At 71.7% G+C, this 19139-nt stretch carries 20 protein-coding genes; 6 read left to right on the top strand and 14 right to left on the bottom strand.

Annotation, left to right across the window (positions count from 1 at the left end; translation table 11 throughout):
- Nucleotides 1-7 precede the first annotated feature (7 nt).
- Nucleotides 8-334 carry a hypothetical protein gene (locus ABD241_RS04255; RefSeq protein ID WP_344058749.1) on the top strand — a complete coding sequence of 109 codons (327 nt, stop codon included), beginning with the start codon at nt 8-10 and terminating at the stop codon, nt 332-334.
- A gap of 267 nt (nt 335-601) precedes the next feature.
- A complete protein-coding gene (locus ABD241_RS04250; protein ID WP_344058747.1) occupies nt 602-937 on the top strand; it encodes a hypothetical protein in 336 nt (111 codons plus the stop codon).
- A gap of 22 nt (nt 938-959) precedes the next feature.
- Here ABD241_RS04250 and ABD241_RS04245 read toward each other — a convergent pair whose 3' ends face one another.
- Together ABD241_RS04245 and recO are read right to left on the bottom strand one after the other, a co-directional pair.
- Complete coding sequence (locus ABD241_RS04245) at nt 960-1736, bottom strand: isoprenyl transferase (RefSeq protein WP_344058745.1); 777 nt, start codon at nt 1734-1736, stop codon at nt 960-962.
- 63 nt (nt 1737-1799) lie between these two features.
- On the bottom strand, nt 1800-2528 hold the full coding sequence (recO, locus tag ABD241_RS04240; protein WP_344058743.1) for a DNA repair protein RecO: 729 nt from the start codon (nt 2526-2528) through the stop codon (nt 1800-1802).
- A gap of 120 nt (nt 2529-2648) precedes the next feature.
- Here recO and ABD241_RS04235 point away from each other — a divergent pair, with 120 nt between their 5' ends.
- Together ABD241_RS04235 and ABD241_RS04230 are read left to right on the top strand one after the other, a co-directional pair.
- Nucleotides 2649-3299 carry an alpha-ketoglutarate-dependent dioxygenase AlkB gene (locus tag ABD241_RS04235; RefSeq protein ID WP_344058741.1) on the top strand — a complete coding sequence of 217 codons (651 nt, stop codon included), beginning with the start codon at nt 2649-2651 and terminating at the stop codon, nt 3297-3299.
- Between the two features lie 13 nt (nt 3300-3312).
- Nucleotides 3313-4128, top strand: a complete 816-nt coding sequence (locus ABD241_RS04230; RefSeq protein WP_344058739.1) for a maleylpyruvate isomerase family mycothiol-dependent enzyme — start codon at nt 3313-3315, stop codon at nt 4126-4128.
- On the opposite strand, the gene ABD241_RS04225 is transcribed toward ABD241_RS04230, so the two are convergent.
- The 9 genes from ABD241_RS04225 to ABD241_RS04185 form a co-directional block, all read right to left on the bottom strand.
- On the bottom strand, nt 4056-5681 hold the full coding sequence (locus ABD241_RS04225) for a glycosyltransferase family protein (protein ID WP_344058737.1): 1626 nt from the start codon (nt 5679-5681) through the stop codon (nt 4056-4058). The genes ABD241_RS04230 and ABD241_RS04225 overlap by 73 nt on opposite strands.
- A 36-nt stretch (nt 5682-5717) precedes the next feature.
- A complete protein-coding gene (gene leuA, locus ABD241_RS04220) occupies nt 5718-7463 on the bottom strand; it encodes a 2-isopropylmalate synthase (RefSeq protein ID WP_344058735.1) in 1746 nt (581 codons plus the stop codon).
- Nucleotides 7464-7671: 208 nt separating this feature from the next.
- Nucleotides 7672-8037, bottom strand: coding sequence for a VOC family protein (locus ABD241_RS04215; protein WP_344058733.1), 366 nt, complete (start codon nt 8035-8037; stop codon nt 7672-7674).
- Between the two features lie 136 nt (nt 8038-8173).
- Complete coding sequence (era, locus tag ABD241_RS04210) at nt 8174-9148, bottom strand: GTPase Era (RefSeq protein WP_344058731.1); 975 nt, start codon at nt 9146-9148, stop codon at nt 8174-8176.
- A complete protein-coding gene (locus ABD241_RS04205; protein WP_344058729.1) occupies nt 9129-10454 on the bottom strand; it encodes a hemolysin family protein in 1326 nt (441 codons plus the stop codon). The genes era and ABD241_RS04205 overlap by 20 nt, the downstream gene beginning before the upstream one ends.
- Before the next feature lie 27 nt (nt 10455-10481).
- Entirely contained in the window at nt 10482-10949 is a 468-nt protein-coding gene (gene ybeY, locus ABD241_RS04200) for an rRNA maturation RNase YbeY (RefSeq protein ID WP_142183918.1), read from the bottom strand.
- Entirely contained in the window at nt 10946-11983 is a 1038-nt protein-coding gene (locus ABD241_RS04195) for a PhoH family protein (protein ID WP_344059524.1), read from the bottom strand. The genes ybeY and ABD241_RS04195 overlap by 4 nt, the downstream gene beginning before the upstream one ends.
- A gap of 172 nt (nt 11984-12155) precedes the next feature.
- Nucleotides 12156-13688, bottom strand: a complete 1533-nt coding sequence (locus tag ABD241_RS04190; protein WP_425580674.1) for a S10 family peptidase — start codon at nt 13686-13688, stop codon at nt 12156-12158.
- Nucleotides 13685-14044 carry a histidine triad nucleotide-binding protein gene (locus ABD241_RS04185; RefSeq protein ID WP_344058727.1) on the bottom strand — a complete coding sequence of 120 codons (360 nt, stop codon included), beginning with the start codon at nt 14042-14044 and terminating at the stop codon, nt 13685-13687. The genes ABD241_RS04190 and ABD241_RS04185 overlap by 4 nt, the downstream gene beginning before the upstream one ends.
- Nucleotides 14045-14122: 78 nt before the next feature.
- Here ABD241_RS04185 and ABD241_RS04180 point away from each other — a divergent pair, with 78 nt between their 5' ends.
- Nucleotides 14123-14722, top strand: coding sequence for an RNA polymerase sigma factor (locus tag ABD241_RS04180; protein ID WP_344058725.1), 600 nt, complete (start codon nt 14123-14125; stop codon nt 14720-14722).
- Entirely contained in the window at nt 14719-15915 is a 1197-nt protein-coding gene (locus ABD241_RS04175) for a Gmad2 immunoglobulin-like domain-containing protein (RefSeq protein WP_344058723.1), read from the top strand. The genes ABD241_RS04180 and ABD241_RS04175 overlap by 4 nt, the downstream gene beginning before the upstream one ends.
- Nucleotides 15916-15982: 67 nt before the next feature.
- Here ABD241_RS04175 and ABD241_RS04170 read toward each other — a convergent pair whose 3' ends face one another.
- The 3 genes from ABD241_RS04170 to hrcA all read right to left on the bottom strand — a co-directional run bounded on the left by ABD241_RS04170 (nt 15983) and on the right by hrcA (nt 19021).
- Complete coding sequence (locus ABD241_RS04170; RefSeq protein WP_344058721.1) at nt 15983-16726, bottom strand: 16S rRNA (uracil(1498)-N(3))-methyltransferase; 744 nt, start codon at nt 16724-16726, stop codon at nt 15983-15985.
- A gap of 18 nt (nt 16727-16744) precedes the next feature.
- Entirely contained in the window at nt 16745-17878 is a 1134-nt protein-coding gene (gene dnaJ / locus ABD241_RS04165; RefSeq protein WP_344058719.1) for a molecular chaperone DnaJ, read from the bottom strand.
- 81 nt (nt 17879-17959) lie between these two features.
- Nucleotides 17960-19021: a heat-inducible transcriptional repressor HrcA gene (gene hrcA / locus ABD241_RS04160; RefSeq protein ID WP_344058717.1), complete on the bottom strand. Its 1062-nt coding sequence runs from the start codon at nt 19019-19021 to the stop codon at nt 17960-17962.
- Nucleotides 19022-19139 lie beyond the last annotated feature (118 nt).

Raw genomic sequence — 19139 nt, 5'->3', positions numbered from 1 at the left:
TGGTCCCATGACCGTTGTCGCCAGACGTGCCCGACTCGCAGCTCTGCTCGCCGGTGCCCTCACCGTCGTGCTCGGGATGGCTCCCGCACAGGCGGAGCACGGGCCGGCTCAGCAGATCGTGCTCCCCGGAGCCCACTCCGCCGAAGGGATCGCGGCCGGGACGGGGACCACGTTCTACGCCGGCGAGCTGTTCACCGGCAACATCTACCGCGGCGACGTGCGCACCGGCACGGCCTCGAAGTTCATCACGGCACCTCCGGGCAGGATGGCCCTGGGCCTGCGGGTCGACCGGGCGCATCACCTGCTCTTCGTCGCCGGCGGCTTCACCGGCTAGGCCTACGTCTACGACCTCGTCACGGGGGCGCCCGTCAAGGCCTACCAGCTCACCACCGCGACCTCTGTCATCAACGACGTCGCGCTCACCAGCAGAGGCGCCTGGTTCACCGACTCGTCACAGGCCAAGCTCTACTTCGTCCCCGTCAGCCGGAACGGGAGCCTGGGGGCCGCCCGGACCCTACGGCTGCACGGACCTGCGGCCGTCATCAAGTCCGGCTTCAACAACAACGGCATCCAGGCGAGCGCCGACGGGCGCACGCTCGTCGTGGCGCACACCAACTCCGCCGTGCTCAACACCGTGGACCCGGTGACCGGTGACAGCCGGACCATCACCGGCGTCAGCGTGCCGAACGTCGATGGCATCCTGCTCCAGGGACGCACGGTCTACGCGGTGCAGAACTTCTCCAACAAGGTGTCGGAGTGGCGGCTCTCGGAAGGTCTGTCCTCCGGTCGTCTCCTCGAGACGATCACGAGCCGGAAGTTCGAGGTGCCCACCACGGTCGCGCGCTTCGGTGACCGCCTCGCCGTCGTCAACGCGAAGTTCGAAACCGGGTTCCCGCCCACGGCAAGCCGGTACGAGGTGACCGTCGTCGACGACTGACGCGGCACCGATCGGTTTCGCGTCAGGCCTTGGTCGGAGCGTCGACCGCGCCGCCGTAGCGACGGTCGCGCGCGACGTACTCCTCGATGGCCGCCCACAGGTCGCGGCGGTCGTAGTCGGGCCACAGCCGGTTCTGGAACACCATCTCGGCGTACGCCGACTGCCACAGCAGGAAGTTGCTCGTGCGCTGCTCCCCCGAGCTGCGCACGAACAGGTCGACGTCGGGCATCGTCGGCTCGTCGAGGTAGCGCTTGATCGTCCTCTCGTCGACCGAACCCGGTCTCAGTCGGCCGTCCTTCACGTCGTGGGCGATCCGCTGCACCGCGTCGGCGATCTCGGCGCGGCCGCCGTAGTTGACGCAGAAGTAGAGCGTGAGCCCGGTGTTGTGCTGGGTCAGCTCCTGCGCGACCTCCAGCTCCTTGATGACCGAACGCCAGAGGCGGGGCGCACGACCGACCCATCGCATCCGAACGCCCCACTCGTGCAGCTGGTCCCGACGGCGACGGATGACGTCACGGTTGAAGCCCATGAGGAAGCGCACCTCGTCGGGAGATCGGCGCCAGTTCTCCGTCGAGAAGGCGTAGGCCGACAGGTGCGTCACGCCCACCTCGATGGCGCCCGCCACGACGTCGAGGAGCGAGGCCTCGCCCGCCTCGTGCCCCTTCGTCCGCGGCAGGCCGCGCGCGTTGGCCCAGCGGCCGTTGCCGTCCATGACGATCGCGACGTGCCTGGGCAGCAGGTCAGCCGCGAACTCGGGCGCCGTCGCGCCGGACGGGTGCGGGAAGGGCTTGGCGTACACGGCTCTCCGGTCGGTCGGGGTCGGGTTCGGTTGCCACTGAGGGCGACTCACGGCTCGCGGCGGTCAGGCGCGCTCGACGAGACGCAGCGAGCGTAGCCCTCGTTCGATGTGCCACTGCAGGAACGCGGAGACGAGACCGTTGCCCTGCCTGCGGGAGCGGTCGTCACTCGCGTCGGCGACGTCCCAGTCGCCGGTCAGCAGCGACGCGAGCAGGATGAAGGTCTCGGGAGCGGGGGCACTCGAGCCGGGCGGACGGCATACGGAACAGACGGCGCCGCCGGCCTGCACGTTGAACGCGCGGTGGGGGCCGGGCGCACCGCACCTCGCGCAGTCGACGAAGCTCGGCGCCCACCCGGCCACCGCGAGGGATCGCAGCAGGTACGCGTCGAGGACGAGTCCGGGGTCGTGGGCCCGCTCCGCGAGCGACCGCAGCGCACCGGCCAGGAGGAGGTACTGCTGGGTCTGCGGCTCGTGCTCCTCGGTGAGCTGCAGCGCGGTCTCGAGCATGGAGGTCGCACACGTGTAGGCGGTGTAGTCCCGGGCGATCGCGTCCCCGTAGGGGGCGAGCGTCTCGACCTGGGTCACGGTGTCGAGGTTGCGCCCCTCGTAGCACTGGACGTCGATGACCATGCCCGGCTCCAGCCGCGAGCCGAAGCGCGACTTCGTGCGCCGCACCCCCTTGGCGACCGCGCGGACCCGGCCCCGGGTCCGTGTCAGCATCGTGATGATGCGGTCGGCCTCGCCCAGCTTGTGGGTGCGCAGGACGATCGCCTCGTCACGGTAGAGGGGCATGGGTCCATTCTCCACCGTGGCGCGAGCAGCGTGGCACCGCACGCGCCGTGCCGGCGGCAGACGACGACATTCGGACGCGCCAGTCGAACAGGCGTTCGACCGTTGGGGTATGGTGGCGGCATGGACCTCTCTCTCCAGGGTTCGCTGCTCGACCTGACCGACGCCATGACCCTGCGTGACGTCGGCACCGGCCTGACCCGGCACCGCCTGACCCGGGGCGCGTGGGTCGACGTGCGACCCGGCTGGCTGGCTTCCGGCGACGAGCTGTTCACTGCGCTGCTGCACGAGGTGCCCTGGCACGCCGAGCGCCGCCAGATGTACGACTCGGTCGTCGACGTCCCCCGCCTCACGAAGTTCTACGCCGCCGGGGAGACGCTCCCCCACCCGATCCTCGTCGAGGCGCGCGAGGCCCTGAGCCGTCACTACGCTCCCGAGCTCGGCGAGCCGTTCGTGACGGCGGGGCTGTGCCTCTACCGCGACGGACGCGACAGCGTGGCCTGGCACGGCGACCGCATCGGGCGTTCCCGCGACACCGACACGATGGTGGCGATCCTCTCGCTCGGTTCGGCGCGCACCCTCACCCTCCGCCCGCGCGACGGCGGCGCCATCCCCGGCACCACCCACAAGAGCTTGCGCTACCCGCTCGGACATGGTGACCTCGTCGTGATGGGCGGCTCGTGCCAACGCACGTGGGACCACGCGGTTCCCAAGACCTCCGAGCCGATGGGTCCGCGCATCTCCGTCCAGTTCCGTGTCGCCGGTGTCCGCTGAAGGAGCCCTCCGTATGCCGTCAAGCCGCCCAGGTGGCCCCCTGCCCTTCCTCGACCACCTGGCGGCGGACTCCGCCCGCTTCCGCGAGGTGCTCGCCGCGGCCCCGAGCGGCCGGCGCGTGCCCACCTGCCCCGACTGGGACGCCGACGACCTGCTGTGGCACCTCGGCGAGGTGCAGTGGTTCTGGGGCGAGATCGCCGAGCGCGGGCTCACCGACCCTGCCGAGCTGGACGCCCTGAACGCGTCCCGCACCCAACGACCCGACGACCGCGTCGGCCTCCTCGACTTCTTCGACCGCGCGAGCGAGCGGCTGCACCGGACGTTGGACGGGCTGGCACCCGAGACCCCGCTGTGGATGTGGGCCGACGACAAGACGGCCGGCTACATCCGCCGCCGGCAGGCCCACGAGGCCCTGGTCCACCGGCTCGACGCCGAGCTCACCGTCGGGGACCGCACGCCGATCGACTGCCGACTGGCGGCAGACGGTGTCGACGAGGTGCTCCGCATCATGCGCGGCTACGAGGCCGAACCGGGCCTCACCCACGCCGCGACCACGGCGCCGGTCACCGTCGTCACCGTCGATGCGATGCACTCGTGGACGGTCACGCCGGTCCGCGTCACCGGGACCTGGGACGGCAGGGCCGTGGACGTGCAGCGCTTCCTCGTGAGCGACGGACCGGACGGCGCGGCCGTGGCCGAGATCTGCGGCTCGGCGGCCGACCTCGACTGCTGGCTGTGGAACCGCCCGGCCGAGGGTCAGATCACCCGCGACGGCGACCCTGCGGCGCTCGCCGCCGTCGACGCGGTGCTCACCGACTCGATCGACTGAGCCGCGTCCGTCCGGTCGACCCCGCGCGCACGCGATCGGGTCGACGGACGCAGCCGTGGCAGCCACCCGTGCGCCACGGCGGCCAGTGCCACGACGACTGGCACGAACGCGAACAGGTAGCGCGACCGGCCTTGAAGCAGCACGGTGAACGACGCGATGCCGAGCACCGAGACGGCGAGCAGGACGGTGCCGCGGCGGTAGGGAGCACGGAGCAACCCGCCCCCGGCGACCAGCAGCACCGCCAGCCACAGGGCCTGGGTCAGGTCGGCCCGCACCGGGTAGGCCCAGCCGTGGAAGCCGTTGAGCTCGTGCACCGCCCCGGTCGGACCGGTGGCCGGCGCCAGCGCACCCGGCGCCGCGTCGAGACCCTCCCACCACGCACCGAACATGCCGTCGCCCCAGTTCCACGCGGCCTTGTCGCCGTAGAACGCGAGCGTTCCGCCGAGCCCACGCTCGCTCCGGCGCTGCGCCAGGAAGTCAGCCGAGTACTGCGACACCTCGGATGGCGTGCGGCCTTCGAGGGCGTCCACCATCGGCTGCGAGTAGGCCCCGTAGGTCGGCTCCCCCTGGGCGGTGCGTCCCTCGGCCGCGCCCAACGCGATCCACCAGATCAGCGGCGGTGACGCCGACGCGTCCATGCGAGCGGCGTCGACGCCGCTCGCAGCGGTCGCCCCGGTCGACAGTCCCAGACCCAGAGCGACGAACGCGACGCTGGAGGCCGCGCAGGCGGCGATCACACCGGCTCGCCGGCGGGGGGCGAGGTCATGGTCGAAGATGGCGACGACGGCCGTCAGCACGGCCGCGATGGCGATGACCACGGGCGTCGTCTTGATCGCGTAGCCGACCGACATCGCGACGACCGCCAGCACCCACAGCCCCACCCGCCGCGGCAACGGTCCCGGCGACAGGGCCCTGGCCGCGAGGGCCACCGCCCCCACGACGAACGGCATCGAGTAGAAGTCGGTGTAGGGCACCGCGAGCCAGGGGCTCGCGCCGACCAGGAGCAGCGTGACGAGCTGCGCCACGAGGGACGGCCCGCGGCCCGCGACGCGCACGACCAGGTCGTGGACCGCATACAGCGTCACGGCGACGCAGGACCCGTTGAGGGGGATGAGGACGGCATCCGGCGCCAGCGAGAGACCGTGCGCCACAGCGACCCCGGCGCGGTCGATGGCCAGGAGCGGCAGGTTGTTGGGATACAGCGACAGGTAGTCGTAGTCGGCGGCGCTCAGTGGTCGACCCGCCTGCAGGGTTCGGGCCATGTCGAGGACGACGCGTGCGTCCCAGCCGTAGTGGTAGCGCATCATCAGCCCGACGAACGTCGCCACGGCGCCCCCTGCGACGGACACGACCAGGGGCAGCCGGCGGTTCTTCGTCCAGGCCGGCAGGCGCGCGACCACGGCGAGCACCAGGAGGGTCACGGTGACCGGCACGACCACCTGCCAGCGGTGCCCGACGTTGACCGGGCGCGGCGCCACCAGGGCCACCAGCGGGACCGCGACGAGCGAGACCCCGGTCAGTCGGAGCAGTGCTCGACCGACCGGGGACTCCATGTCGCCAGACGCTACCCCACCGGGGCGGGCGTCCCGTCAGGCGGCGGGGCGGGCGTCGCGCTCGGCGCGGTTGACCGCCGACACGATCGCCTTGATCGACGCCGTGACGATCGAGGAGTCGACCCCGACGCCCCAGAGGACGCGGTCGCCCACCGCGCACTCCACGTATGCGGCGGCGCGGGCGTCGCCACCGGCCGACAGCGCGTGCTCCGCGTAGTCGAGGACGCGTACGTCGGGGGTGCCCTCGATCGTGGAGAGCGCGTCGATGAACGCCGCGATCGGGCCGTTGCCGGTGCCGGTGACCGTGACGGGCTCGCCACCGTCGGTGATGGTCGCCTCCATCGTGCTCGCACCGTCGACGGTGGAGTCGGTGACGACGTTGACCAGCTCGAAGCGGCCCCACGGGCTCGCCGGGTCGGGGAGGTACTCGTCCTGGAACGTGGCCCACAGCGCGGCGGGTGCCACCTCGCCGCCGTCCTGGTCCACGCCCCGCTGGACGACGCCCGAGAACTCGATCTGCAGCCGGCGCGGCAGGTCCATCTGGTGCTCGGTCTTCATGATGTAGGCGACGCCGCCCTTGCCGGACTGGCTGTTGACGCGAACGACGGCCTCGTAGGACCGGCCCAGGTCGTGGGGGTCGATCGGGAGGTACGGCACGCCCCAGACGAGGTCGTCGATGCTGGTGCCCTTCTCCTTGGCTTCGGCTGCCATGGCCTCGAAGCCCTTCTTGATGGCGTCCTGGTGCGAGCCGGAGAAGGCGGTGAACACGAGGTCGCCGCCGTAGGGGTGGCGCTCGCCGACCGGGAGCTGGTTGCAGTACTCGACCGTGCGGCGCACCTCGTCGATGTCGCTGAAGTCGATCTGCGGGTCGACGCCCTGGCTGAAGAGGTTCATCCCGAGCGTGACGAGACAGACGTTGCCCGTCCGCTCGCCGTTGCCGAAGAGGCAGCCCTCGATGCGGTCGGCGCCCGCGAGGTAGCCGAGCTCGGCGGCCGCGACGCCGGTGCCGCGGTCGTTGTGCGGGTGCAGGCTGACCACGATCGACTCCCGGCGGTCGAGGTGGCGGATCATCCACTCGATGGAGTCGGCGTAGACGTTCGGCGTCGCCATCTCCACGGTCGCCGGCAGGTTGACGATCATCTTGTGGTCAGGCGTCGGGTCGATGACGTCGATCACCGCGTTGCAGATCCGCATCGCGAAGTCGAGCTCGGTGCCGGTGTAGGACTCCGGCGAGTACTCGTAGTAGACCTGCGTGTCGGGGATCGTCTCCTCGAGCTTGCGGCAGAGGCGGGCGCCCTGGACGGCGATGTCGATGATGCCGTCCTGGTCGAGGCCGAAGACGACCTTGCGCTGCAGCGCCGACGTCGAGTTGTAGAAGTGGACGATCGCCTGCTTGCTGCCGCGGATCGCGTCGTAGGTCCGCTCGATGAGGTGGTCGCGGCACTGCGTCAGGACCTGGATCGTCACGTCGTCCGGGATGTGGCCGCCCTCGATGAGCTCGCGGCAGAAGTCGTAGTCGGTCTGGCTCGCGGACGGGAAGCCGACCTCGATCTCCTTGTAGCCCATCTTCACGAGCAGCTGGAACATGCGCAGCTTGCGCTCGGAGTTCATCGGGTCGATGAGCGCCTGGTTGCCGTCACGCAGGTCGACCGCGCACCAGCGCGGGGCCTTCTCGATCCGCTTGGTGGGCCACGTGCGGTCGGGCAGCTCAAACGGGATCTGCTCGTGGAAGGGGACGTACTTCTGGAACGGCATGCCCGACGTCTGCTGGGGGTGGATCATCTCTGCACTCTCTTCGTCTGCGTCTCGCTCGGTGTCCGGCCGGACACGGGAAACTCCGCGACGAGGAGGGCCGGGATCAGGCCTCATCGCGGCGACGAAGAAGGAGGCTCACCGCAAGCACCCAGCCACCGTATGCCGCCCGTTCCCTCCTCGTCCACCGCTCGGGACCGTCGGCCCGGATGATGAGACCTTTTCGTGGCCGACGTGGTCAGGCCCGCTGGCAGGCCATGAGGGCGTTGCCGTCCGGGTCCTCGAACTGCACGAAGAAGACGCTGCCGATGTCCTCGACGGCCGAGGTGATCGTGACGCCCAGCGCACGCAGGTGCTCCAGGGTCGCCCCCATGTCGTCGGTCCAGAAGAAGAACCGCGGCGGTCCCGACGGGTCGAAGTCGGGCCGGTTGGCGTCGAGCGCCAGGCGGGTGTCCCCGTCGGTGGGGATGTCGTAGATGGTGTCGTCGTGCGAGGCCGTGCCGGGCTCGAAACCGAGCAGGGCGGCATACCACTGGACGGACGAGCCCATGTCGCGGACGGGGATGAAGACCTGGCCGACACGGCTCTGGATCGGGCTGCTCATCCCGGCACGGTAGACGATGCCGGCCTCAGCCCCGAGGGTGGGTCGAGCGGCCGGAACGAGTGCCGGATCTGCGCCTGGGACCGCGTCTTGGCTCGTCGTTCCGGCTGGTCGGACCGGTGACGAGCAGCGACTCACGTCAGAAGCCGAGCCGCTGGAGCTGCTTCGGGTCCCGCTGCCAGTCCTTGGCCACCTTCACGTGGAGGTCGAGGTAGACCTTCTGGCCGAGGAGCGCCTCGATGCCCTTGCGGGCGTTGGTGCCGACCTCGCGCAGCCGGGAGCCTCCGCGCCCGATGACGATCGCCTTCTGGCTCGGCCGCTCGACGAAGACGTTGACGCGCACGTCGAGCAGGGGGCTGTCCTCGGGACGGCCTTCCCGCGGGACCATCTCCTCGACGACGACGGCCAGCGAGTGGGGCAGCTCGTCGCGCACGCCCTCGAGAGCGGCCTCCCGGACCAGCTCGGCGATCATGACGATCTCGGGCTCGTCGGTGAGCACACCGTCGGGGTAGAGCTGCGGCGACCGTGGCAGGAACGAGGCGAGCACGTCGCGGACCTCCTCGACCTGGCTGCCGGAGACGGCCGAGCACGGGATGATCGCGTCCCACTCCCCCAGCTGGTCGATGGCGATGAGGTGCTCGGCGAGACGCTGGCGGTCGACGGCGTCGGCCTTCGTCGCGATGGCGACGACCGGGCGACGACGCACCGAGCGCAGCTCCTTCAGCTCGTTGGCGATGAACGTGTCACCGGGGCCGATGCGCTGGTCGGCGGGCAGGCAGAACCCGATGACGTCGACCTCCAGGAGCGTCTCGCGGACGAGGTCGTTGAGCCGCTCACCGAGGAGGGTGCGCGGCTTGTGCAGGCCCGGGGTGTCGACGAGGATCAGCTGCGCCGTCGGCGTCGTCGCGATCCCGCGGATCGTGTGGCGCGTCGTCTGGGGCTTCGACGAGGTGATCGCGACCTTCTGGCCCACGAGGGCGTTGGTCAGGGTCGACTTTCCGGCGTTGGGCCGTCCGACCAGGCAGGCGAAGCCGGCCCGGTAGTCCTCCGAGCGGCCGCCCGGCAGCGAGCCGGCGCCCTCGGCCTGCGTCGGGTCAGCGTCCTGAGTGCCCATGGGCGTCCTCCGTCTTCACGTGCGCCTCGGTGAGCGCGTCGTCGTCCTCGGGCACCGGCACCCGGTGCACGATCACCGATGCGACGCGGTGGCGGCGTCCGGCCATCCGCTCGGCCGTCAGCTCCAGTCCGGCGACGGTACCGGAAGACCCGACGATCGGCACGCGTCCGATGACCTTGGTGAGGAGGCCGCCGACGGTGTCGACGTCCTCCTCGTCGATCGAGACGTCGAAGAGCTCGGCCAGGTCGTCGATGTCCATCGAGGCGGGGACCCGCAGGGTGCCGTCCTCGAGCTGCTCGACACCGGGCGCCTCCCGGTCGTGCTCGTCGGCGATCTCGCCGACGATCTCCTCGATGATGTCCTCGATGGTGATGAGCCCGGCGGTCCCGCCGTACTCGTCGACGACGATCGCGAAGTGGCTCTGATCGAGCTGCATCTCGCGCAGGAGGTCGTCGACGGGCTTGCTCTCCGGCACGAAGTGCATCGGTCGCATCACCTCGGTGGCCGGGTGGCGCCCGTCCTCGGGGGCGGCGTTGAGCCGGCGGGCGACGTCCTTGAAGTAGAGCAGGCCACGCACGTCGTCGCTGTCCTCGCCGATGACCGGGATGCGGGAGAAGCCAGAGCGCAGGAAGAGCGACATGGCGCTGCGCAGGCTCTTGTCGGCGTCGATGGTCACCATGTCGGTGCGCGGCACCATGACCGCCCGGGCCACCGTGTCGCCGAGCTCGAAGACCGAGTGGATCATCTCGCGCTCGTCGGCCTCGATGACGTCCGAGTCGCCGGCCATGTCCACGAGGTCACGCAGCTCGGACTCGGTCTGGAAGGGTCCGTCGGTGTAGCCCTTCCCGGGTGTCACGGCGTTGCCGAGGATGACCAGGAGCTTGGCCAGCGGCCCGAGGACACGCCGCAGCCCGACGGCGAAGGGGGCGCTCCACAGCGCGACCGTGTCGTAGTTCTGACGTCCCAGCGTGCGGGGGGAGACCCCGACGACGACGAAGGAGACGACCGCCATGATGGCGATGCTCGTCAGCGCCCGGCTCCACGTCGACTCCAGCCTGGCCGAGACGGCCAGCGTGACGAGCACGGCGGCGGTGGCCTCGGCGACGACGCGCAGGAAGGCGATCACCGACAGGTACGCCGGCGAGTCGCCGACCACCGTGACCAGGGACTTGGCCCCCGAGCGGCCCTCGTCGAAGAGCTCCTGGGCTCGCACGCGGGACATGCGGAAGATGGCGGCCTCGGCGGCCGACAGCAGGAACGCCATGACGATGCTGATCAGGGCCGGGAGGGCGAACTGCGGGAGCATCTCGTTCTCTCGAGTCGGGGCCGGCGCTCAGGCGCTGGGGCGGTTGCGCGTGGCGAGGAAGGTCAGCAGGAGCTGGCGCTGCAGCTCGAACATCTCGCGTTCCTCGTCGGGCTCGGCGTGGTCGTAGCCGAGCAGGTGCAGGATGCCGTGCGTCGTCAGCAGCAGCATCTCCTCGATGGGCGCGTGGCCCGCCTCGGCGGCCTGCTTCGAGGCGACCGAGGGACACAGGACGATGTCGCCGAGCGTCCCCTCCTCCGGCTCCTGGCCTTCGCGACCGGGCCGCAGCTCGTCCATGGGGAAGCTCATGACGTCGGTCGGCCCGGGCAGGTCCATCCACTGCACGTGGAGGACCTCCATGGCGTCCTCGTCGACGAGCTTGATGCACAGGTCGGCCTGCGGGTGCACCCGCATCTGCTCCATGACGTAGGCGGCGCAGGCCAGCAGCTCGAGCTCGTCGACGACGTGGTCGGTCTCGTTGAGGACGTCGATGCTCACGCCGGGTCCTCCTGCGCCACGTCGGCGTCGCTGCTCGGCGCGGCCCGCTTCACCGGGCGCTTGGCCGAGCCGGGGCCCGCCGGGCCGGAGTCTGCAGCGCGACGCGCGGCGCGCTTGCGGTCCCGGGCGTCGGTGCGGTCGTACGCGTCGACGATGGCGCTGACGAGCCGGTGGCGTACGACGTCGTGCGAGGTGAGCTCGGCGAAGTGGATGTCGTCCACGTCGCCGAGGATGTCGCGCACGATGCGCAGACCGGACCGGGTGCCGCCGGGGAGGTCGACCTGGGTGATGTCGCCGGTGACGACCATCTTGGAGCCGAAGCCGAGGCGGGTCAGGAACATCTTCATCTGCTCGCTCGAGGTGTTCTGGGCCTCGTCGAGGATGATGAAGGCGTCGTTGAGCGACCGGCCGCGCATGTAGGCCAGCGGCGCCACCTCGATGGTGCCGGAGGCCATCAGCTTCGGGATGGTCTCGGGCGAGACCATGTCGTGCAGCGCGTCGTAGAGGGGGCGCAGGTAGGGGTCGATCTTGTCGTTGAGCGTGCCGGGCAGGAAGCCGAGCCGTTCGCCCGCCTCGACGGCCGGACGGGTCAGGATGATGCGGTTGACCTGCTTGGCCTGCAGGGCCGCGACGGCCTTGGCCATGGCGAGGTACGTCTTGCCGGTGCCGGCCGGGCCGATGCCGAAGACGATGGTGTGCTGGTCGATGGCGTCGACGTAGCGCTTCTGGTTGAGCGTCTTGGGACGGATGGTGCGGCCCCGGTTGCTGACGATGTTCATCGTCAGCACGTCGGCCGGACGCTCCACGGTCTGGTTGCGCAGCATCGAGATCGAGCGCTCGACGGCGTCGCGGTTGAGCGGCTGGCCGGTCTCGACGATGACGAGCAGCTCGTCGACGAGGCTGTCGATGATCCCGAGCTCACCGGCCGGGCCGGTGAAGGTCATCTCGTTGCCCCGCACGTGGGTGTCGACGAGGGGGAACTGGCGCTCCATCGTGCGCAGCAGCTCGTCGCGCGGACCGAGCAGGGTCACCATCTCGATCGGCGGCGGGATCTCCCGCGTCAGCACCGGCGAGCCCTCGCCGCGGTCACGGCGCTCACGGCTGTCGGGGCTGTCTGCGCTGACGGGGCCCGAGACGTGCGGGCTGCCGTCGGGGAGGTCTGACTCGGATGGTCGTGGCTGCGCGTCATTCATCGTGGTCACGAGTCTACGTGTCGCGGCTCGCACTCCTCACCACGAAATCGGCCAGATCGCGGCTCTGCCGCACCCGCGACGGCTCGTGGACGTACATCATGTGCCCGGCCTCGTAGTACGCGTGCTCGACGTTCGCGAGGCGGTCCGCGGGCAGCTGGAGGTGGGCGACGACGTCCTCGGCGGCGAAGTGGGGGGTGGCGCCGTCGTAGTAGCCGTAGGCGATGTGCACCTTCAGGTGCGGGTTCTGCCGCATGGCGCGCTCGAGCTTCGGGGACACGTCGACCGGCCGGCCCTCGAAGTCCTTGTACGACCAGGGGTGCACCAGGCGCGAGATCTGCTCGTAGTGCAGGTCGCTGCGGTAGCCGAGCTCGTCTCGGACGTAGTGGTTCCAGGCGGCAGCATACGCCCCCGTCACGGCGTCGTGCGAGGGGTCGGCGTCCATGTTCTCGGCGATGGCGGCCGCGGCCGGCCCGGTGAACCGGGCGTCGAGGCGGCCGACCGACAGTCGCCGGTCGCGCAGCAGCTCGGTGAAGAAGCGCCAGTGCTCGATGCGCAGGTCGGCCCGGTCGACGTAGTCCTCGGTCAGGCCCGAGAGGCGCGCGATCGTGGACACCGCCTCGGCCCGCTCGGAGGCAGAGAGCCGGTTGCCGCGCGACAGGACCCACGGGTAGTCGCGGGCTGCGTACGCCTCCGCCTCCTCGAGGACGTCCTGCAGCGAGCGGCGGCCGTGCCTGCCGTGGTAGTGGGCGACGGCGGCATACGTCGGCAGGTAGAGGGCGTGGGCGCGGTCGTTGCGCTGGTTCTCGAAGTCGACGGAGCTGAGGTCGAGGACGCTGCTGATGAGGATGAGGCCGTTGAGGTACATCCCGTAGCGCGACTGCAGGTGCTCGGCGAGCGCCGCACCGCGCAGGGTGCCGTAGGACTCGCCGGCGAGGAACTTCGGCGACATCCAGCGCCCGTTGCGGGAGGTCCAGAGGCGAATGAGCTCGGCGACGGACTCGACGTCCTTCTGGTAGCCGTGGTACTCCCCCGGCTTGCCGCCCTCGACAGCCCGCGAGTAGCCGGTGGACATCGGGTCGATGAAGACCAGGTCGCTCACGGCGAGCAGGGACTCCGGGTTGTCGACGAGGTCGTAGGGCGGTGGCTCGAGCGTCCCGACGTCGCCGCTCACGACCCGCCGGGGGCCGAGCAGGCCCAGGTGCAGCCAGACGCTCGAGCTGCCGGGCCCGCCGTTGAAGGCGAAGGTGACCGGTCGGCTGCGGGCGTCGGCGCCGTCGAGCACGTAGCTCGTCAGCGACAGCTCCGCCCGGGCCTTGTGGCCCCCGAAGGTCCCGTCCTTGTGCTCCTCCTCGCGCAGCACGATGCGACCCGTCGTCGCGGCGTAGCGCAGGCTGCGGCGGCCGACCTTCAGGGTGTGGTGCGTCGTGACCAGGTCGTCGACCGGCTCGGCCGCCTTCGTGTCGGCCTCGGCGCCCTTCGGCTCGCCGGCGGCGGGCTCGGTCACGGCCCCGGCGTCCTCGTCAGCGGCGGGGTCCGGCCCGCTCACACCATCCTCCCCTCGGTGAAGGTGGTGCCCCCGAGGACGTGCACGTGGGCGTGGAAGATCGTCTGCCCGGCGCCGGCGCCGGTGTTGACGATCATCCGGTGCGCGTCGGCGACGCCCTCCTGCTCGGCCACCCGGGCCGCGAGCCTGAAGACGTCGGCGAGGTCGTCGCCCGCGGCCGCCGCGAGCGCCCCCACGGTCGGCTCGTGGCGCCGCGGCACGACGAGCACGTGGACCGGGGCTGCGGGGCTGATGTCGCGGAAGGCGATGGACCGCTCGCTCTCGGCGACCCGGTCCGACGGGATCTCACCGGCCACGATCTTGCAGAAGAGGCAGTCGCTGGAGGTCTGCGAGGTCATGTCTGCACCCTAGGACGTGCACGCGCGTGTCAACCGCCGGCTCCCGTTGCGCGTCTCCTTTGCGTGAGAACGTTGGGTATGCCGCCCGGTCAGCTCGGTGACCCCCTGCCCGCCGGGTCACGGGGTGGCGACTCCGTGTCGCGCACCGACCTGCCCGGCAACCCCGACGTCGCGATCACCGAGCTCTACCACGCGCACTGGCACCGGCTGGTGCGGCTGGCCTGGCTGCTGCTGCGTGACCAGCTCGCGGCCGAGGACGTCGTCCAGGACGCCTTCGTGGCCACGCACCGAAGCTGGGGCTCCGTCCGCGAGGGTGGGCGCGTCGTCGGCTACCTCCGTGCGGCCGTCGTCAACGGGTGCCGCTCCGCCCAGCGTCACCAGGTGGTCGTGGACCGGCACACCGCGCGTGACGCCGCGGCCGCCGACGCGTGGGGGCGGGCGTCCCACGCCAGCGCGGAGGCCGAGGCCCTCGGGTCCTTGCAGGGCGCCGCCGTCATCGAGGCGCTGCAGGGCCTGCCGCAGCGCCAGCGAGAGGTGCTCGTGCTGCGCTACTACGCGGGCCTCTCGGAGGCCGAGATCGCGGCCGCCCTGGAGATCTCCACCGGTGCCGTCAAGACGCACGCCCACCGCGCGCTGGCCACGCTTCGCCGCACCATCGACCCTGAGGAGCTGTCATGAACCACGACGGTCTGGGACCCCGCGACCTGCCCGGGGGCGAGCCAGAGGGGACCGACGGCGACGTGCGGCCGACGGAGGAGCGCCTGCGCCGAGCCCTCGACGAGGACGCCCGGTCCATCACCCCCACCGAGCGGCTGGAGGCGATTCTCGGCGAGGCGCGCGCGGAGTCGTCGAGCGCCTCCCGGCCTGCCGCCTCCGGATTCTCCGACGTGTCGCAGCCCCGGCACCGACGCTGGCTGCTGCCCGCTGCGGCCGCCGCTGCCGCGCTGCTCGTGGCCGGGACCCTGTGGGCCGTCAACCGTCCTGCGACCCAGGCCCCGACGGTCGCCGGGACGTCCGCGAGCCCGGCGACACAGCCTCCTTCCTCGAGCCGCTCGTCCGGGGCTCCGTCGAGCATCCCGACGCAGAGCGCCGAGAGGCCGTCGGCGACCGGACCCGGCAGCAGCGCGCCGCCGGCCGCGTCGGTCACCGTGGGGGTTCCGGTCTACTACGTCGGCCCGCTCGCGGCGGGAACGGGCCCGGTCCGCCTCTTCCGCGAGTTCGTCCCCACGCCGGTGGCAGCGCCGGCGACGGACACCGCCCGGGCGCTCGCAGCGCTGCGGCTGGCGATGGGAGCGCCGCCGGCCGGCTCGCCCTACCGTTCCGCCTGGACCGGTGTGGATGCGCAGTCCGTGGGACTGGCACCGGACGCCATCGCGGTCCGCCTCTCCTCCGGCACCAAGGACCCCCAGCCGCTCGCGACCGAGCAGCTGGTGTGGACGGTGCAGGCGGCCCTGGGCAGCGTGCTGCCGGTCCGGTTCGAGCTGGCCGACGGCGGGACCCAGGTCTCCCCGGGCCACCCTGCCGGTTCCTCGTACACCCGGCCGAGCGACCCGATGCTCGTGCTCGACGTGCTCGCCCCGATCTGGGTCGACGAGCCGGCCCGCGGTTCCGTCGTCAAGGCCGGGGCGCCGCTGACCGTCAAGGGTGTCGCCAGCGTCTTCGAGGGGACCGTCCAGTGGGAGCTGCTCCGTGGCGGCACCCGCGTCGACGGCGGCTTCACGACCGCGGCGCAGTCGGCCCCGGCACGCGCCGCGTACACCTTCGCCACCAAGCCGCTCACGGCAGGCGACTACGTCCTGCGCGTCTACGCGACGAGCCCCAAGGACGGCAGCACCATGGCCGAGCAGCGCGTGCTGTTCACCGCCCGCTGACCGCATCACCGACCGGACCGGCCCGCGCGGGGGCCCGGAACCAGCCCCCGGACCGGGCCGTATGCCGTCAGCGCCAGCGGGCGCGGGCGCTGAGGACGGCCAGGGCCGCGGGGCCGGCGGAGGAGGCGCGCAGGATGGTCGCTCCCAGCCGCACGGGGCGGGCCCCGGCGGCGGTGAGCGCGTCGATCTCCCGAGGCGCGATGCCGCCCTCGGGACCGACGACGACGAGCACGTCCCCGTCTGCAGGCAGGTCGACGGTCGCGAGCGGCTCCGTGGCGTCCTCGTGCAGCACGAGCGTGAGCGACGCCTCTGGGACCCGGGCCACGAGCGCGTCGAGCCCGACGACGGGGGTGGTCGCCGGCATCCGGGCCCGGCGGGACTGCTTGGTCGCCCGGGTCACGACGGCCGCCCACTTGGCCAGCGACTTCGCGGCCCGGTCGCCGCGCCACACGACGACGGACCGCTCGGCCTGCCAGGGCACGACCTCGTCGACCCCCAGCTCGGTCGCCGCCTCGATCGCCTGCTCGTCCCGGTCGCCCTTGGCGAGCGCCTGGACGAGGACGAACCGGGGCGCGGGCGCCGGCTCGTCGAGCACCTCGAGCACCTGCCCGCGAACCCACGAGCGGTCGACCTCGGTGGCCTCGAGCAGCACCCGGCGTCCGGCGCCGTCGGCGACGAAGCAGCGCTCACCGGGGCGCAGGCGCACGACGGTCGCCGCATGGCGGCCCTCGTCGCCGTCGAGCCGCAGCGATCCACCGACCACGGCCCCGGCGACCGACGCGGGGTCGCCGAGGAACAGCTGGTGCGTCACCGTGCGCTCACCGGCCGGTCACTTCTCCTTGAAGGCGTCGCGCAGCTTGCCGAAGAGCCCCTTGTTGGCCGGCGTCAGCCGTCCCTGCGGGCTGTCCTCGCCGCGCAGGGCCGCGAACTGGCGCAGCAGCTCCTCCTGCTCCTCGGTCAGGCGCGTCGGCGTCTGCACCGTGGTGTGCACGAGCAGGTCGCCGCGGCCGCCGTGGCGCAGGTGGGTGACGCCCAGACCGCGCAGGGTCAGCACGTCGCCGCTCTGCGTGCCGGGCCTGATCTCGAGGTCCTGCATGCCGTCGAAGGTCGAGAGCTTGAAGCTCGTGCCCAGGGCGGCCGCCGCCATGGGGAGCTCGACGCTGCAGTGCAGGTCGTCGCCGCGGCGGGTGTAGGTCTCGTGGTTGAGCACGCGGATCTCGACGTAGAGGTCGGCCTTGGGCCCGTTGCCCGGACCGACCTCGCCCTCGCCGGTCAGCTGGATGCGGGTGCCGGTGTCGACGCCCGCCGGCACCTTGAGCTTGAGGGTGCGGCGCGTGCGCACCCGCCCGTCGCCGGAGCAGTCGTGGCAGGGGTCGGTGAGCGTCGAGCCGAAGCCCTGGCAGTTGACGCAGGGTCGCGAGGTCATGACCTGGCCGAGGAAGCTGCGCTGGATCTGCTGGACCTCACCGGTGCCGTGGCAGATCGCGCAGGTCTGCCGCCCGGTGCCCGGCTCGGCGCCGTCGCCGTCGCAGCGCGTGCACCCGACGGCGGTCTCGAGCGTCAGCTCCTCCTCCGAGCCGAAGACGGCCTTGGCGAGGTCGATGTCGAGGCGCACCAGGGCGTCCTGCCCGCGCTGCACCCGCGACCGGGGCCCGCGCGAGCCGGCCGTCGCACCGGCGCCGAAGAAGGCGTCCATGACGTCGCTGAAGGAGAAGCCCTGGCCTGCACCGAAACCCGCGCCGCCGGCGGTCGCGAACGGGTCGGCGCCCATGTCGAACGACTGGCGCTTCTGGGGGTCGGAGAGCACGTCGTAGGCCTGCGACACCCGCTTGAACTCCTCCTCGGCCTCCGGGCCGGGGTTGACGTCGGGGTGCAGCTTGCGGGCCAGTCGACGGTAGGCCTTCTTGATCTCCTCCTGGCTCGCGTCGCGCGAGACCCCGAGGACGGCGTAGTAGTCGTTCAAGCTGGTTCCTTCGGTACGTGGTGCTTTCGGTTCCGGCGCTGCGGAGCACCGGCGGACTGGCCGAGGTGGTGCGGGTGCTGCTCAGGTGGCCTGGTTGGCGTCGAGGATCTCGGAGACGTAGCGGGCGACGGCGCGGACCGAGGCCATCGTCGTGGGGTAGTCCATCCGCGTGGGCCCCAGCACCCCCAGGCTCGCGACGCGCTCGCTGCCCGAGCCGTACCCCATCGAGACGAGCGAGGTCGTCTGCAGGCCGGAGACGGGGTTCTCGGAGCCGATGCGCACCGAGACGAGGTCGGGGTCGTCGCCCAGCTGCCCGAGCAGGCGCAGCAGGGTCACGTGCTCCTCGAGTGCCTCGAGGATGGGACCGATGGTGCGCGGGAAGTCGGCGCCCGACCGGGCGAGGTTGGCCTGGCCGGCCAGCACGACCCGCTCCTCGCGCTCCTCGACGAGGGCGTCGGCGAGCGCCGAGACGACCGTCTGGAGGGCGGCGCGGTCGCCGCCGTCGGAGCCGCTGTCACCGTCGGCCTCCTCGACGAGGCGTCGCAACCGCGTGGCCGCGACGGTGAACGGCACGCCTGCGGCCACCTCGTTGACCTGCGTGCGCATCGCGGCGACGAAGGCCTCACCGTCGGTGCCCACGAGGGGACGGCCCGTGTCGACGACGCGCTGCTCGACGCGGCCGGTGTTGACGATGAGCACGACCATCAGGTGGGTCGCGCCCAGCGGGACGAGCTCGATGTGCCGGACGGTGGAACGGCTGAGCGAGGGGTACTGCACCACCGCGACCTGGCGGGTGAGGCTCGCGAGGAGCCGGACGGTGCGGTCGACGACGTCGTCGAGGTCGACGGCGCCCTGGAGGAACTGGCTGATCGCCCGCCGCTCCCCCGGGCCCAGCGGTTTGACGGCGCTCAGCCGGTCGACGAACACGCGGTAGCCCGCGTCGGTGGGCACGCGCCCGGCGGAGGTGTGCGGGGCGTGGATGAGGCCCTCCTCCTCGAGCAGGGCCATGTCGTTGCGCACCGTGGCGGCGCTGACGCCGAGGTGGTGGCGCTCGACGAGCGCCTTGCTCCCGACGGGCTCGGAGGTCTGGACGTAGTCCTGGACGATGGCGCGCAGCACCATCAGCCGGCGGTCCTCGCTCATCGCGTCCCTCCTTCACGGTTCTCGCACGTGCCGGACGGTGCGCTGGCAGCGGTCTGGCACTCTCGATTGACGAGTGCCAAGTCTACGTCGTCGCCGCCGGATCTCCGATTCCGTGGAG

This window comes from Terrabacter lapilli (assembly GCF_039531305.1).
GTDB lineage: Bacteria > Actinomycetota > Actinomycetes > Actinomycetales > Dermatophilaceae > Terrabacter > Terrabacter lapilli.
Note: the sequence above shows the minus strand (reverse complement) of the source record. Positions and strands in the feature narration are given on the sequence as shown.

Coding starts and splice junctions, on each gene's coding strand:
- ABD241_RS04230 (WP_344058739.1), top strand. CDS start 3,313: ATGCCGTCAAGCCGCCCAGGTGGCCCCCTGCCCTTCCTCGACCACCTG.
- ABD241_RS04175 (WP_344058723.1), top strand. CDS start 14,719: ATGAACCACGACGGTCTGGGACCCCGCGACCTGCCCGGGGGCGAGCCA.
- leuA (WP_344058735.1), bottom strand. CDS start 7,463: ATGATCCACCCCCAGCAGACGTCGGGCATGCCGTTCCAGAAGTACGTC.
- ABD241_RS04235 (WP_344058741.1), top strand. CDS start 2,649: ATGGACCTCTCTCTCCAGGGTTCGCTGCTCGACCTGACCGACGCCATG.
- recO (WP_344058743.1), bottom strand. CDS start 2,528: ATGCCCCTCTACCGTGACGAGGCGATCGTCCTGCGCACCCACAAGCTG.
- ABD241_RS04225 (WP_344058737.1), bottom strand. CDS start 5,681: ATGGAGTCCCCGGTCGGTCGAGCACTGCTCCGACTGACCGGGGTCTCG.
- ABD241_RS04180 (WP_344058725.1), top strand. CDS start 14,123: ATGCCGCCCGGTCAGCTCGGTGACCCCCTGCCCGCCGGGTCACGGGGT.
- era (WP_344058731.1), bottom strand. CDS start 9,148: ATGGGCACTCAGGACGCTGACCCGACGCAGGCCGAGGGCGCCGGCTCG.
- ABD241_RS04185 (WP_344058727.1), bottom strand. CDS start 14,044: ATGACCTCGCAGACCTCCAGCGACTGCCTCTTCTGCAAGATCGTGGCC.
- ABD241_RS04195 (WP_344059524.1), bottom strand. CDS start 11,983: ATGGTGACCCTGCTCGGTCCGCGCGACGAGCTGCTGCGCACGATGGAG.
- ABD241_RS04205 (WP_344058729.1), bottom strand. CDS start 10,454: ATGCTCCCGCAGTTCGCCCTCCCGGCCCTGATCAGCATCGTCATGGCG.
- hrcA (WP_344058717.1), bottom strand. CDS start 19,021: ATGAGCGAGGACCGCCGGCTGATGGTGCTGCGCGCCATCGTCCAGGAC.
- ABD241_RS04215 (WP_344058733.1), bottom strand. CDS start 8,037: ATGAGCAGCCCGATCCAGAGCCGTGTCGGCCAGGTCTTCATCCCCGTC.
- ABD241_RS04255 (WP_344058749.1), top strand. CDS start 8: ATGACCGTTGTCGCCAGACGTGCCCGACTCGCAGCTCTGCTCGCCGGT.